At 74.4% G+C, this 14,121-nt stretch carries 4 protein-coding genes; all 4 read right to left on the bottom strand.

Annotated elements, in window-relative coordinates; translation table 11 throughout:
- Positions 1-47 precede the first annotated feature (47 nt).
- The 4 genes from ACTIF1_RS22530 to ACTIF1_RS22515 all read right to left on the bottom strand — a co-directional run bounded on the left by ACTIF1_RS22530 (position 48) and on the right by ACTIF1_RS22515 (position 13,394).
- Positions 48-7,346 carry an SDR family NAD(P)-dependent oxidoreductase gene (locus ACTIF1_RS22530; RefSeq protein WP_439598698.1) on the bottom strand — a complete coding sequence of 2,433 codons (7,299 nt, stop codon included), beginning with the start codon at positions 7,344-7,346 and terminating at the stop codon, positions 48-50.
- 90 nt (positions 7,347-7,436) lie between these two features.
- Positions 7,437-8,645 (bottom strand): glycosyltransferase family 4 protein, encoded by a 1,209-nt coding sequence (locus tag ACTIF1_RS22525; RefSeq protein ID WP_439598697.1) that lies wholly within the window; start codon positions 8,643-8,645, stop codon positions 7,437-7,439.
- A gap of 294 nt (positions 8,646-8,939) precedes the next feature.
- A complete protein-coding gene (locus ACTIF1_RS22520) occupies positions 8,940-9,959 on the bottom strand; it encodes a C-terminal binding protein (protein ID WP_439598696.1) in 1,020 nt (339 codons plus the stop codon).
- A gap of 147 nt (positions 9,960-10,106) precedes the next feature.
- Positions 10,107-13,394, bottom strand: a complete 3,288-nt coding sequence (locus tag ACTIF1_RS22515) for an Rne/Rng family ribonuclease (RefSeq protein WP_439598695.1) — start codon at positions 13,392-13,394, stop codon at positions 10,107-10,109.
- Positions 13,395-14,121 lie beyond the last annotated feature (727 nt).

Here is a 14,121-nt window from a genome sequence, read left to right as displayed (position 1 = left end):
CGAATCATACTGGCCCGCCGAACCCCCTGCCCTGCCGTCCGCCCATCCTATTCGGCGGCGCGGATCGTCTGCGTGCTGGGTTCGAAGGATTCCATCAGCGTGGAGATGGTGACTTCATCGCCCGCCGGCGCCAGCGCCGCATCGGCGATCTGGCGCGCCAGGGCACCTACAGTCAACTCCTCCGTAAGCGCCGCCAGCGCGACCTGCAGCCCAAGGCGCTGTTCCAGCCCGCCGCGCAACTCCAGCGCGCCGAGGCTGTCGAGGCCGAGGCCGGTCACCGCGGCCTCCGCCGCCACCGCATCCGGAGGCAGGCGCAGGATGCGGGCGATCTCCTCCGTCACCAGCCGCAGGATCAGCGCCTCCGCCTCCGGCCGCGGCAGTGTCGGCAGGCGGGCGCGCAGATCCTCCCCGGCGGCGGGCGCCTCCGATCCGGCCAGCACCGCCAGCATCGGCTCCGCCATCATCGGCAGGGCGAGCCGCCCCTCCCCCGTCGCCAGCCGCACCAGCAGCGGGGCGGCATCGGCGGATGCCAGCAGCGCCGGCAGGGCGGAGAGCGACTCGTCAGCCGTCATGGCGGCAACCCCCAGGCGGCGGTTCAGCTTTTCCGCCTTCTCCCGGTCATCGGCCAGCATGCCGACATCGGCGATCGGGCCCCAGCAGATGGCGAGCGCCGGGCGCCCGGCGGAGCGCCGCCGGCGGGCCAGGGCCTCCAGCGCCGCATTGGCGGCGACGTAGTTCGCCTGGCCGGGATTGCCGAAGGCGGTGGTGGCAGAGCTGAACAGCAGGAACAGGGAGAGCGGGTCCGCCGCCGTCAGCCGGTCCAGATTCTCCGCCGCCCGCAGTTTCGGCGCCAGCACGCGCTGGAAGCGCGCCGCATCCATGGCCGTGGCGGCGCCGTCATCCAGCACCGCGGCCGCATGCACCACGCCCCCGATCGGCCGCGCCGCCCGGATTTTCGTCAGTGTCGCCTGCAACGCGGCGGCGTCCGTCGCATCGCAGAGGTGCAGCGCCGGGCGGGCGCCCAGCGCCGATAGCTCGCGCAGCGCGGCGGCGGCTTCCTCCCCGCCCCGGCGGCCGATCAGCGCGAGGTGCTTGGCACCCTGACCCACCAGCCAGCGCGCCGTGGCCAGGCCGAAGCCGCGCGTGCCGCCGACCTCCACGATGGTCCGGTCGGCCGGCGGCGCCCAGGCAGCGGCGGCGGCCGGACGTTCCGCCGGCGGGCGGATCACCAGCTTGCCGATATGGGCGGAGGCCTGCAGCGTGCGGAAGGCGGCCTCCACCTCCTCCGGCCCGAACAGCGCATGCGGCAGCGGCCGCAGCGTGCCATCCTGCAACCGGTCCCGCACCTGGCCCAGCAGCCGCGCGGCCTGGCCCGGCCGGGCGCGCGGCAGCTCATCCACATCCACCGCGAAGTAGCTGGCATTGCGCCGCAGCGGCCGGATCGGCGCGCGGCGGTTTTCCACATAATCGCGCTTGCCCAGCTCCACGAAGCGCCCGAAGGGTTTTACCAGTCCCAGCGAGCGCTCCATGGCCTCGCCGGCCAGGGAATTGAGGACGACGTCCACGCCCTCGGGCCAGGCGGCACGCAGCGCGTCGGCAAAGCCGGGGTCGCGGCTGTCCAGCAGCAGTTCGGCGCCGGCGGCGCGCAGAAAGGCGCGCTTGGCGGGGCTGCCCGCGGTCATGGCGATGCGGGCGCCGATCGCCTGCGCCACCTGCAGCGCGGCCAGGCCCACGGCGCCGGCGCCGCCATGGATCAGCACCGTCTCGCCCGCCTGCAGGTCGGCGCAGGTCTCCAGCGCATGCATCGCGGTCATGAAGGCCACGGGGATGGTCGCGGCCTGCACCGGGTCCAGCCCCTCCGGCAGCGGCGCGATCGCCTCCACGCGGGTGATGACGCGGGCGGCAAGCGCCCCCGGGGCGAAGCCGAAGACGCGCGTGCCGGGGCGCAGCGCAACGCCCGGCCCGGCCTGCTCCACCACGCCGGCGCATTCCATGCCGAGCGTCGGGCCGGCGAAGCCGGCCTCCAGCACTTCCTCGGGCAACAGGCCCTGCGCCCACATCAGGTCGCGGAAATTGAGGCCCGCGGCCTCGACGCGCAGCGCCACCTCGCCGGGACCCGGCGCGCGGGTCGCGGCGGCCTCCCAGCGCAGGGTGCCGAGCCGGCCCGGCTGGCCGATGCCGAGCGCCAGGGGGCCGCCCGGGGCGGGCGTCGTCAGGCCCTGCTGCAGGCGCGGTACCAGCCGTGCATCCGCGCCCAGCGTCACCTCCGGCTCCGGCGCCGCCTGGCCGAGCTCGGCGGCGAGGCGGCGCGCTGCGGCTTCCGGCGCCATGCCAGGCGCCAGGTCGATCCGGCGCGGCCGCAGCGCCGGCATTTCGTTCGCGAGCACGCGCATCAGGCCGAGCAGCGCGGCGGCCTCGGGCACATGGCGCCCCTCGGCCGGCTGCAGCCCGCCCTGGGTCACCAGGACGAAGCCCGCCGCCGTGCCGGAAGCGGCCTCGGCCAGGCGGGTGACGGCGGCGAGCGTTTCGGCCAGCGCCGCTTCCGCCGGTGCGGCCAGCGCCAGGATGCGGGCGCCGCGCAGTTGGCCGGGCGCCGGCAATTCGCCGAGCGGCACCCGGGCCACCTCCGCCCCGCGCCTTTGCAGCCGCGCCGCCAGCGCCTCGGCCAGCGGGGCGGAGGCGGCATCGGTCAGGATCAGGCTGCGCGGCGGGGCGGGCGGGGCGGCGGCGGGCGGCGGCGGCTGTTCCGCCGCCAGCAGCAGGGCCGGCCAGGGCGCGCAGCCCAGCGGCTCCGCCACAATGGCGCGGAACCCGGCCTCCGACAGGCGCCCGAGCCAGAGCGCCTCATCCGGCAGCGCGCCCCCGGCGGAACCGCCCACCGCATCCGGCCCCAGGCCGGTCCACCAGGCCGGGTCCTGGCCACACACGAAGGTCCAGACGCGGCCGGGCAGCGGCTCCACCAGCAGCAGCGCGCCCCCCTCCGCCAGCGCCGGGCGCAGCGCGGCGGCGAGCGCGGAGCCCGCCTTCGCCCGGGCAGCGGGCGCCAGGCCGATGACGAGGTCCGCCACCAGCGGCGGCGCGGCGGTGCCCAGCGGGTCCCCAAGGGGATTCCAGACCACGCCGCGGATCTCGCTGCCGGCGGCCATGCCCTCCGGCAATTCGGGCAGCGGCACGCGGCCTTCGCCGGCGGCGACATAGACCAGGGCGCGGCCCAGCGGCGCCAGCCGCGCCAGCACGCGCCGCGCCAGCACGCCACCGGCGGCCCCCACTTCCAGGATACGGAGCGGCCGGGTTTCCGGCCAGGCGGCGGCCAGCGCGCCCACCGCGGCGGCCAGCGCCTCCGCCAGCCGCGCCATGGCCTCGCCCTGGGCGGGCGGCGGCTGCGGGTCGCGGGCCTGGCCGGCGAGCGCCTCCGGCAGCCGCTCCGCCGCCTCCGCCACCCAGGCGAGGTCGAGCGCGAGCGCGGGCTGTTCCGCCAGGACGGAGCGCCAGATCTCGCCCGCCTCCGGCAACGCACCCTCCGACAGCAGGCGGATGCCGCCGGGCGTGCCCTTCTGCACCGGTTCCGCCGCGCCATCCTCCACGAGGGCGCGGCGCAGGAAGGCCTCATAGGCGGAGGCCTCGGGCGCAGCCTCGTGCAGCGCGGGCTCGGTGGCATAGAGCCCCTGGGCGGCGGCGGCGACATGCGCCTCCAGCAGCAGCGCGGCTTCCGTCAGGTCGAGGCCCGCGGCCGCCGCGCGGGCGGCGTCCAGGGCCGGTGCCAGGGCGGGCGCGGGGGGCGCGCCCTCCGCCGCCGGGGCCAGGCCGATGCGATAGGCGGCCTCCAGCGCGGCGGCCGCGCCCGGCAGGGCGAAGCGCTGGAAGACGGCATCCTCGATGCGGGCAACGATCCGGCCCACCGCATCGCGCAGCACCATCCGCGCGGTGGCCGACCGCATGCCGCGGCGGGTCAGCGTCACCTCCGCCATCACGGCGGCGGCGGCGCCGGGCTGCGCCACCAGCCGTCCGAAGCGCACCGGCACCAGGCCGGTGCCGGGCGGCGGCGGGGAATCGGCGAGCAGGCCGAAGAGCCCCTGCATGGCGCCATCCAGGCGCGAGGGGTGCAGCAGGTAGCCCTCGTCGGGCGGCGCGGCCTCGGGGAGTGCCAGCCGCACGCGGACCTGGCCTGGCACGGAGGTTGGCGCCACGGAGTCCACGGCCGCGAAGGCCGGGCCATAGGTCAGGCCGAGCCCCGCGGCGATGGCGCGCAGGCTGGCGCCATCCATCGCGGCCGGCGTCCCGCCCGGTCCGGGCGCCACGGCAGGGGGCGGGCTCAGCGCAGCGACGGTGGCGGCACGCAACTCACCTTCCGCATGCAACGCCCAGGCTTCCTCGGACAGGCGCCGGCGGCCCTCGATGCGAAAAAGGCCGGTGGCGGCATCCAGCGTGCAGCGCAGCTCGCGCGCCCGGCCATGCTCCAGCGTCACCGCGCGGAGGATGCGGAATTCCGCCACTTCCAGCGCCGCGGCCTCCGGGTAGCGGGTGCGGGCGGCGGCCAGGGCCATGTCCAGCATGCCGGCAGCCGGCAGCACCGCATCCGGGCCGAGGCGATGATCGGCCAGCCAGGGTGACTGTTCCGTATCCAGCGACTTGGTCCAGACCCCCGGCTCCGCGCCGCGACGGATGCCGAGCAGCGGGTGGTCCTGGACGGCATTGACCAGGTGGCTGGCCTCCACCGTCTCCGGCTGCCAGACCGGCTTGCGGTCGAAGGGCGTCAGCGGCAGGCGGTGCTCCGTTGGGCCGGCGAAGGCGGGCCCTTCGCGCGGATCGGCGCCGGCGGCGAAGGCGCGGTCGGCGATGGCGGGGAAAGGGTCCGCGCCATCCACATCGCGCTTGCTGAGGCTGACGAGATTCGCCGCCTCCACCCCCGCCGCGCGCGCCGTCTCCCGCAGATAGGATTGCAGCACCGGATTGGGGCCGACTTCCAGGAAAAGCCGGGCGCCGCGGGCGATGGCGGTGCGCAGCGCCGGCTCGAACTTCACCGGCTGGCGCAGGTTGCGCCACCAATAGACCGGGCCCAGCGCATCGCCTTCCAGCAGCTCGCCCGTGACGGTGGAGACCATGGGCACCTGGCCCGGCTGGCCTGCCAGGCCGATCAGCTCCTCCAGCAGCCCATCCCGCACCGGGTCCATGGCAGCGCTGTGGAAGGCATAGTCGAGGTCGAGCGGCACATAGGCGAGGCGCCTGGCCTCCGCCGCCTGGCGCAGCCGGTCCAACTCCGCCTCCGGCCCCGCCAGGGTGACGGCGGCGGGGCCGTTCAGCGCGGCGATCTCGATGCGGCCATCCAACCCGGCGGTGGCGATCAGCGCGGCGGCCTCGGACGGCGTCGCGCCGAGGGCTGCCATGCGGCCCTGGCCACGCGTGCGGTGCTGCTGGCGGGAGCGCGCGACCACCAGCCGCGCGGCGGCGTGCAGGTCGAGCAGGCCCGCGGCATGGGCCGCCGCCACCTCCCCCACCGAATGACCGAGCACCATGTCCGGCCGCAGCCCCTCGGCCGCCAAGGCCTGCAGGCTGGCCACCTGGATGGCAAAGAGCAGCGGCTGGGCAATATCCGTGGCGGCGAGCTGTTCCGCCGTGACGCCGGCCTCCACCATCTCCCGCGGCGACCAGCCGAGCAGCGGCGCCAGCGCCGCACCGGCGGCGAGAAGGCCGGCGCGGAAGGGGGCGGAGGTGGCGAGCGCATTGCGCCCCATGCCCGCGAATTGCGCGCCATTGCCGCTGAAGACGAAGCAGAGCCCGCCGGAGGCGCCGGCGACACCCGTGGCGGGTGCAGCACCCGGCCGCGCCTCCCCACGCCGCCAGGCCGCGAGCGCGGCGGCCAGGGCCGGACCCTCCGCCCCGCGCAGCGCCAGGCGATGCGGATGCAGGTCGCGATGCCGCGCCGCGCCGCGCGCCAGGGCCGCGGTCTCGGCCGGCGTCGCCTGGGCCAGGCGGGTTTCCCATTCCGCCGCCAGCGCGCCCAGCGCGGCGGCGGACCGCGCGGACAGCAGCAGCGGCGGCGCAGGCGCGCCCTTCGCCTGCCCCACCACCCGGCGCGGCGGCGGGGCCGGGCCAAGCAGGACGGAAGCATTGGTGCCGCCGAAGCCGAAGGAGTTCACGCCGACAACCGGCGCAGGGTGATCCGCCAGCGGCTCCAGCGCCGCCGGGACGCGGATGTTCAACCCGGAAAAATCGATGTTCGGGTTCGGATTGCCCTGGTGCAGGGTCGGCGGCACCTGGCGCTTCTCCAGCACCAGCATCGCCTTCAGCAGGCCGGCGACGCCGGAGGCCGGCTCCAGATGGCCGATATTGGTCTTGATCGAACCCACCGGCAGCGGCGACGCGCGCCCGGCCGCCGCCTGGCCGATCGCCCAGGCCTCCGCCGGGTCGCCGGCCTGGGTGCCGGTGCCATGTGCCTCGAAATAGGCCAGCCGGTCGCCCGTGACCTCGGCCGCTTCCATCACCTGGCGGATCAGCTTCGCCTGCGCATCCCGGTTCGGCAGGGACAGGCCGATGGAACGGCCGACGGCGCTGACGCCACTTGCCAGGATCACGCCGCGGATCGGATCGCCCGCGGCGAGTGCCGCATCCAGCGGCTTCAGCAGGAAGGCGGCCGCGCCCTCCGCCCGCACATAGCCATCGGCCTCCGCCGCGAAGGCGCGGCAGCGGCCGGTGGGGGAGAGCATGCCGGCGCGGGAGAAGCCGACGAAGGGAAAGGGCGAGAGCAGCATTTGCACCCCCGCCACCACCGCCGCCTCCAGCCGCCCCTCCGCCAGGGACTGGCAGGCGGCATGGAGCGCGACGAGGGAGGAGGCGCAGGCGGTGTCGATGGTCTCGGCCGCGCCGCGCAGGTCGAAGACATTGGTCAGGCGGTTGGACAGGATCGACAGCGCATTGCCGGTCATGAAGTACCGGTCGCCGCCGCTGTGATCGAGCAGCCGGAGGTCGCCGTAATCGGTCGAGGACCCGCCGACGAAGACGCCGATATCGCGCCCGGCGAGGGCGGAGGGGCGCTGCCCCGCATCCTCCATCGCCGCCAGCGTCACCTCCAGCAGCAGGCGCTGCTGCGGGTCCATCTCCGCGGCCTCGCGCGGGGAAATGCCGAAGGCGCCGGCATCGAAGCCGCGCACGTCGCCCAGCGTGCCGGCGGCGAAGGTATAGGACCGGCCCGGCTCGCTGCGCCGCGGATGCAGGAAGGCGGCCTGGTTGAAGCGGTCGGCCGGCACGGTGGAGACGGCGTCGGTGCCTGATTCCAGCAGCGACCAGAGGGCCTGGATATTGGCGGCGCCCGGCAGCCGGCAGCCCGCGCCGAGGATGGCGATGGGCATGGCGGAGCGACGGGCAGCCGCCCTTCGGGGGCGGGCGGGGTTCATGCGGCGGTCGCCCTCAGCGCCGGCTCGCATGGCAGGGGGCGGCGCTCATGGCGCGCTCTCGTCGCGCCGCTGGGCGCCGGGCATGGCCAGCGGCCGTTCGGCGGCGCGTTCCGCCAGGGCCGGGGGCGCCGTCAGGGCCTCGGCCGGGCGCTTCAGAAGATCGCGAAACAGGCGCTCCACCTCGACGAAATGGGCATCCCAGCTTGGCGGCTTCCAGCCATTCATGCGGCTCAGCTGGGCGCGCCGGCTGCCGCTGTCGGGGCGGGCATAATCCAGTACGGCGCTGCGCCAGGCCATGCCGTCGAGCGGATCCAGATAGTCCGGCACCTGCCGGCCCACCTCGCGCAGCGCCGGCAGGTCCGAGGCCAGGGCGGGCACGCCGAGCGCCAGGCTTTCGGCCAGCGGCAGGCCGAAACCCTCGGCGAAGGAGGGGAAGAGCAGGGCGCGGGCGCCGCGCAGCAGGGAGGCGACCTCCCGGTCCGGCAGGGAGCCGGATTCGCGCACCAGCCCATCCAGCGCGGAACACCGCTCCAGCATGTCCAGCACGTTCTCATTCTCCCAGCCGCGGCGGCCGACCACAACCAGGCGCGGCGCGGCACCGCCCATGCTGGCGGCGAACTGGCGCCACAGGTTCAGCAGCAGCAGGTGGTTCTTGCGCGGCTCGATGGTGCCGAGCGCCACGAAATAGGGGCGCAGCGCCACCGGCGGCGCCTCCACCACCGACGGCGTGACGCCGAGCGGCGCGACGGCGACCAGCGGCCGGTCCGGCCGCGCCGCCAGCCAGGGCGAAAGCTCCGCCGCTGTGGCCGCGGAATTGACGATGATGGCGTCTGCCATGGCGGCCGTGGTGATGATGCGGCGCCGGTGCTTCTCAGCCTGGCCGGCGCGGGCGAATTCCGGATGGTGCAGCGGGATCAGGTCATGGATCAGCGGCACGAAGTGGCAGCCATTGCGCCGCATCGAGGAGATCCGCCCCGGCCGCTCCAGCGCCCGGTGCGAGACCAGCAGGAAGCATTTCGGGCCTGGCCGGCGCAGCGCCTCGTTCAGCGCGGGGCGGCCGAAGGGCAGCGACAGCCGCGCCCGCCGGGCGGCGCCGGATGCCAGCCGGGTGCCGCTCTCCCAGGATTCCTCCAATGCCACCACCAGCTCCCGCACCAGGGCGGTGGGCAGCGCGGCGAAGCCCAGCAACGGCACCTCCGCGACGAAGGTGCAGTTCGCCGGGTCATTCGTCGCCCAGTGCCGGGCATAGGCCAACTCAACCCTGTCGATACCGGACGGGGCCGAGCGGTGTGCAACCGTCAGGAGCCGGGAGATGTCCAGGAAGACATGCACGCCTAGCAATCTCCTCGCATCACGGGGGGCCGCCAGAGGTCCAACATCACCCGGTGGCGGTGCAACACGTTGATCTCCTTAGCGTGCACCGCAATAATGTCGCGACGGAGGCCGCGAAAGGCCTCACAATCCTGTGTTAAATTAAGCTGAAGGTCAATCTCTTTTTTTCAACACTTTTGGAACATTCGCCTGCTGCGTGTGTGACCCGCCACGCCCCTACCCCTGTTCCGGGTGGATAACGTTGGTCGACAACCCCTGCAGCAGCACGTCGCGCATGGTCTCGGCGCTCTTGCGGCGGATGTCCAGCCAGGCTTCCGGCGTATGGAAGGCGCTGTGCGGGGTGATCACCACGCGGCCCCGCAGCCAGGGCTCCCGCGCCCGATAGGCGGCCAGCAGGCCTGGAATGGGCTCCACCGGCGGCTCCACCGGGATCACATCGAGGCCCGCGCCGGCGATATGACCTGACCGCAGGCCAGCTTCCAGCGCGTCGATATCGAGGCTGGTGCCGCGCGCGGTATTCACCACCACCGCAGCCTCCGGCAGCCAGGCGAGCTCGCGCGCACCGATCATCCCGCGCGTCTCCCGCGTGTCCGGCGCGTGGATCGAGAGCACGTCCGCACCACGCATCAATTCTTCGAGCGTGCGGGCGCGGGTGATGCCGAGCGCGCGGTCCACGCCATTCGGCAGGTGCGGGTCGTAGAATCGGACCTTGAAGCCGAAGGCCTTCGCCCGCAGCGCCACGGCGGTGCCGATGCGGCCGAGGCCGACGATGCCGAAGCCCTGCACCTCCGCCCTGCGGATCAGCGGGCTGTCGGCATAGCGCCAGGGGGCGGGCGGGTCGGCCCGCTGCAGGTCGTGGTGTAGGATGATGCCGCGGCGCAGCGCCAGGGCCAGCGAGATGGCATGGTCGGCCACCTCCTGCGTGCCATAGTCGGGCACGTTGCAGACGGTGATGCCGCGCGCGGCGCAGGTGGCGCGGTCCAGCCGGTCATAGCCGACGCCCATGCGGACCACGACGCGCAGCTTGGGGAAGCGGGCGATGTCCGCGGCGCGCAGCCAGTGCCGGAAGATCAGCAGGCCATCGACCTTGGCGCAGACCGCGTCCGGCAGCGCATCCAGCGTGCCGGTATGGGGCGCGCCGCCATGCAGGATCTCGACTCCAGCGCCGAGGATCTCCTGCTCCAGCAGCGTGTCCGGATACATTCCCTCGGGCTCGAGGACCGTCAGTTGCGCCACGCCTTGTCTCCCTCCCGCCGCTCCGGGCTGCCCCCGGTTGCGGATCGGGCGGCATCCTCGCCGCTGCCGCGCCCGGCGGCAACCGGACCGGGCGCGAAGGCAGCCATGCAGCCGGGCCGGTTCAGGCCCGGCCCGGCTGCCCAGGCGTCAGGCGCGCCACCAGCCGCGCTTGCGCGGCAGATCGGCCACGGCCCCCTCCCCCAGCACGATCGGCGCCACCGGCGGGGCCGCCACCGGCTCCTCCGGCTTGGCGACGGGCTGCGCCGGCTCCGGCTCCGGCGCCGGGGCGGCCGGCACGGCAGCGGCAGGCGGCTCCGCGAGTGCCGAGTCGGCGGGCACCGCCGGCTCCGCCGGCGCTGGCACGGCGACCGGTTCCTGCGCCACCACGGGCGAGGCCTCCGGAGCCTCGGGCTGCGGCAGTTCCGCGGGCGCGGCCTCCGGCGCCGGCATGGGCGCCGCCACAGCTTCCTGCGGCTGCGGGGCCGGGGTGGTGCGGCGGGTCGTCACGGCGCGCTCGGCCGCCTGCTCGGCCGCCTCCATCGCCATGAAGATGTCGTCCATATGCCCAGCGAAGGGATCGGCCGGCGTCGGCGCACGGCGCGCCGGCGGGGGGGCCTGGGGCAGGGTCGGGCTGGGCGAGGCGGCGACCAGTTCGGACGGCTGCTCACCCTCCTCACGCCGGCGGCGGCCACCGCGGCGGCCGCGGCGGCGGCGGCGCGCCGCCTCATCCTCGGGCCCCTCCTCGGCCTCCGCCTCGGGCATCTCGCCAGCCGACGGCGCGGCCTCCGCGACCGGCTCGCCGGCCTCGGGCATCTCCGCGGTCAGTTCGGACGTCTCCTCGCCCTCCTCGGCCTCCTCGTCGGCGCCGCCTTCCTCGGCGTTGCCATCCTCGGCCGTGCCGGCATCGCCCGCCTGGCCCTCCAGGCCATCGCGGCGCCCGCCACGCCGGCGACGGCGACGGCGACGGCGGCCGGCCTCGCCCTCGGCCCCATCGACGGGCTTCTCGCCCGGGATCTCGGCCCGGGGCCGCGGTTCGGCCTGCGGGGCGGGCTCGGCCTCCAGCTCCTCGGCCTCCGGCGCCTCATCGGCCTCGGGCTCCGGCGCGTAATCCATCCGCAGCGCGGAGGGGCGCTCGGGCAGCGCGTCCGGATTGGCGGCACGGGTGCGCTCGATGCGCAGCGCCGGCGGGATCAGCGTATCGTCCGGCTGCACCAGAACGCGCATGCCGAAGCGCTGCTCGATCTGGCCCAGCCGCTCCCGCTTCTGGTTCAGCAGCCAGAGCATCACCGGCATGGCGACATGCACCACGATCTCGGCGGCGCGGCGCTTGGCGCCTTCCTCCTCGATCGCGCGCAGCACCTGCAGGCCGCTGCTCTCCACGCTGCGCACCAGGCCGCGGCCCTGGCAATGCGGGCAGGCGACATAGGCGTGCTCGACCACCGAGGGCCGCAGCCGCTGGCGGGACATCTCCAACAGGCCGAAATGGCTGATCCGGCCCACCTGGATGCGCGCGCGGTCCTGCTTCAGGGCTTCCTTCAGCCGGCGTTCGACCATGGCGTCGTTGCGCGACGATTCCATGTCGATGAAGTCGATGACGATCAGCCCGGCGAGATCGCGCAGGCGCAGCTGGCGCGCGACCTCGTCGGCCGCCTCCAGATTGGTGCGCAGCGCGGTGTCCTCGATATGCCGGTCGCGGGTGGCGCGGCCCGAGTTCACGTCGATGGAAACCAGCGCCTCGGTCTGGTTGATGACGATATAGCCGCCGGACTTCAGCTGCACATTCGGGCTGTGCATGGCGTCCAGCTGGGCATCCACGCCATAGCGGGCAAACAGCGGCACGCCGTCGCGCACCGGCTTCACCTTGTTCACATGCGCGGGCATCAGCATGCGCATGAATTCGCGCGCATCCTGGTAGGCCTCATCGCCCTCCACATGCACCTCCTCGACGTCCTTGCCGTAGACGTCGCGGATGGAGCGCTTGATGAGGTCGGCTTCCTCGTAGATGAGGGCAGGCGCGGTGCTGGCAAAAGTGCGCTCGCGGATGCCGTCCCAGAGGCGCAGCAGGTATTCGCAGTCCCGCTTGATCTCGGGCTTCGGCCGCTGCGCGCCGGCGGTGCGGACGATCAGCGACATGCCCTGGGGCAGCTGCTGCTCGTCGATGATCTCGCGCAGGCGCTTGCGGTCGCCGGCCGAGGTGATCTTGCGGGAGATGCCGCCGCCGCGCGGGCTGTTCGGCATCAGGACGGAGAAGCGGCCGGCCAGCGAGATATAGGTGGTCAGCGCGGCACCCTTTCCGCCGCGCTCCTCCTTCACCACCTGGATCAGCATGATCTGGCGGCGCTTGATGACCTCCTGGATCTTGTAGTGGCGCAGGAAGCGCGGCGGGATGCGGCGCTCGCGCGCATCGTCCTCGGTGCTGCCGCCGACCATCTCGGGCGGCGGCGCCTCGGAATTGCCGACGCTTTCCACATCGTCGTCCTGGCGGCCCCGGTCGCGGTCGCGGTCGCCACCGCGATCCCGGTCGCCACCGCGCTCGCGATCCCGGCCGCGGCCCCGGCCACCGCGATCCTGGCGCGGCCGGCCATGGCGGCGGGCGGCGCCGGCCTCGGTCGCGCCGGCCTCGTCGCCGGATTGGGTCTCGCCGGAGTCGGTCTCACCGGCATCGGACTCGCTGGAGCCGGCGTCGTAGGAGAAGCGGTGCGCGTCGCCGACCTGGCCGGCGTCGTCCTCGGCGCCCTCGTCGGCCAGCGCCTGCGCCTGGTCGGCCGCGGCCTCGGCATTCTCGCGCGCCTCGGCGTCGAGGGCGGCGTCCTCCGCCGCCTCCTGCGCGCGCTGCTCGGCGGCGGCGTCCTGGGGCGCCGGTTCGGCGGCCTCGCCCTCCGGCGTCACGGGGGCGGAGATGCGCTCCACCTCCATCGCCATCGGCATGGCGGCACCCCGGCCCGGCTCGCTTTCGTCGGACTGGCCCTGCTCGGATTCGGGCTGGTCAGATTCGGCCTGGTCGGACGGGCCCTGCTCGAAATCGTCGCGGGCAAATTCGTCAGCCTCGGCGCCGCCCTCGATGGCCGCGGCCAGGGCGCCGGTCAGGGCCTCGTCGCCGTCGCGGGCGGCCTCCTCGGCCTCCTCCCGCTCCTGCTCCTCGCGCGCCTCGGCCGCCTGCATCTCGATCAGGCGCTGCCGGTCGGCGACGGGCAGCTGGTAGTAGTCGGGGTGGATCTCGCTGAAGGCGAGGAAGCCGTGCCGGTTGCCGCCATATTCGACGAAGGCGGCCTGCAGGCTGGGTTCGACCCGCACGACGCGGGCCAGGTAGATATTGCCCTTCAGGGGCATCTTGTTGGCCGACTCGATATCGAAGGCCTCGAGCCGGTTGCCATCCAGCACCACCACCCGTGTCTCTTCGGGGTGGGATGCGTCGATCAGCATGCGCTTGGTCATGGAGGAGGGGACTCCGCACCGCGCTGCCCAGGGGGATCACCGGTGGGCCGGCTGCGGCGACAGGGGGTGGCGGGGCCCGAGACACGACGGATCGGCGGCAGGAAATCGTCCATGCGGCGGCGATCCGGTCCTTGTCGCGGCGGGCCGGCCCTGGGGTGGGACCCCGGGGGCAGACCCTGTTGGGTTCAGTGGGGCCGATGCACCTGGAGCATTCCAGGCAGACCGGTCCCGGCGGGCGCGCCTCGCGCTGCCCCGGAAACCCTTCAATCGGATGCCCCATGCAGCAGGGGCGCCGGTCGCAGGCGCAATCGGGCGGGCGGCAGGCCTGCGGGCGCATCCTGGTCCACCGAAGGGAACGGGATGGCCGCACAGGCACCGCGCCGGCCGGAACTGCATCGCGGCACCTGGCGAAACACGGCGTGGGCCAAAACCCTTCCACCATGCCAGGACTTCGGCCATGAACCCGGTGAACCGTCCACCGCGACAGCGCGGGCGGATGCGGGACCAGGCGGCCGCGCGACACGCAAACCCAGCCGGCGGCGGTTGCCACCGGGGCAGGTCACCATAGGCGGCCCGTTCCGCCACCACAAGGCGGCGCGGCGGCCCTCCTGAAAAAGCCTGGCAGGGCCCTGGCCACGCCAGACCACACCACCGGCGCGAATCTCAAGCTGATTCTCAACCGGCGCTGGCAAGTGCCGGGCGGATTGTGGCATTCTCCCGGCATGGC

The sequence above is a fragment of the Falsiroseomonas sp. genome (assembly GCF_051860665.1).
Taxonomy (GTDB): domain Bacteria; phylum Pseudomonadota; class Alphaproteobacteria; order Acetobacterales; family Acetobacteraceae; genus Falsiroseomonas.
This window is presented reverse-complemented; position numbering and strand designations above follow the sequence as displayed.

Excerpts from the sequence above, each read along its gene's own strand:
- ACTIF1_RS22515 (WP_439598695.1), bottom strand. The coding sequence starts at position 13,394 with ATGACCAAGCGCATGCTGATCGACGCATCCCACCCCGAAGAGACACGG.
- ACTIF1_RS22530 (WP_439598698.1), bottom strand. The coding sequence starts at position 7,346 with ATGCCCATCGCCATCCTCGGCGCGGGCTGCCGGCTGCCGGGCGCCGCC.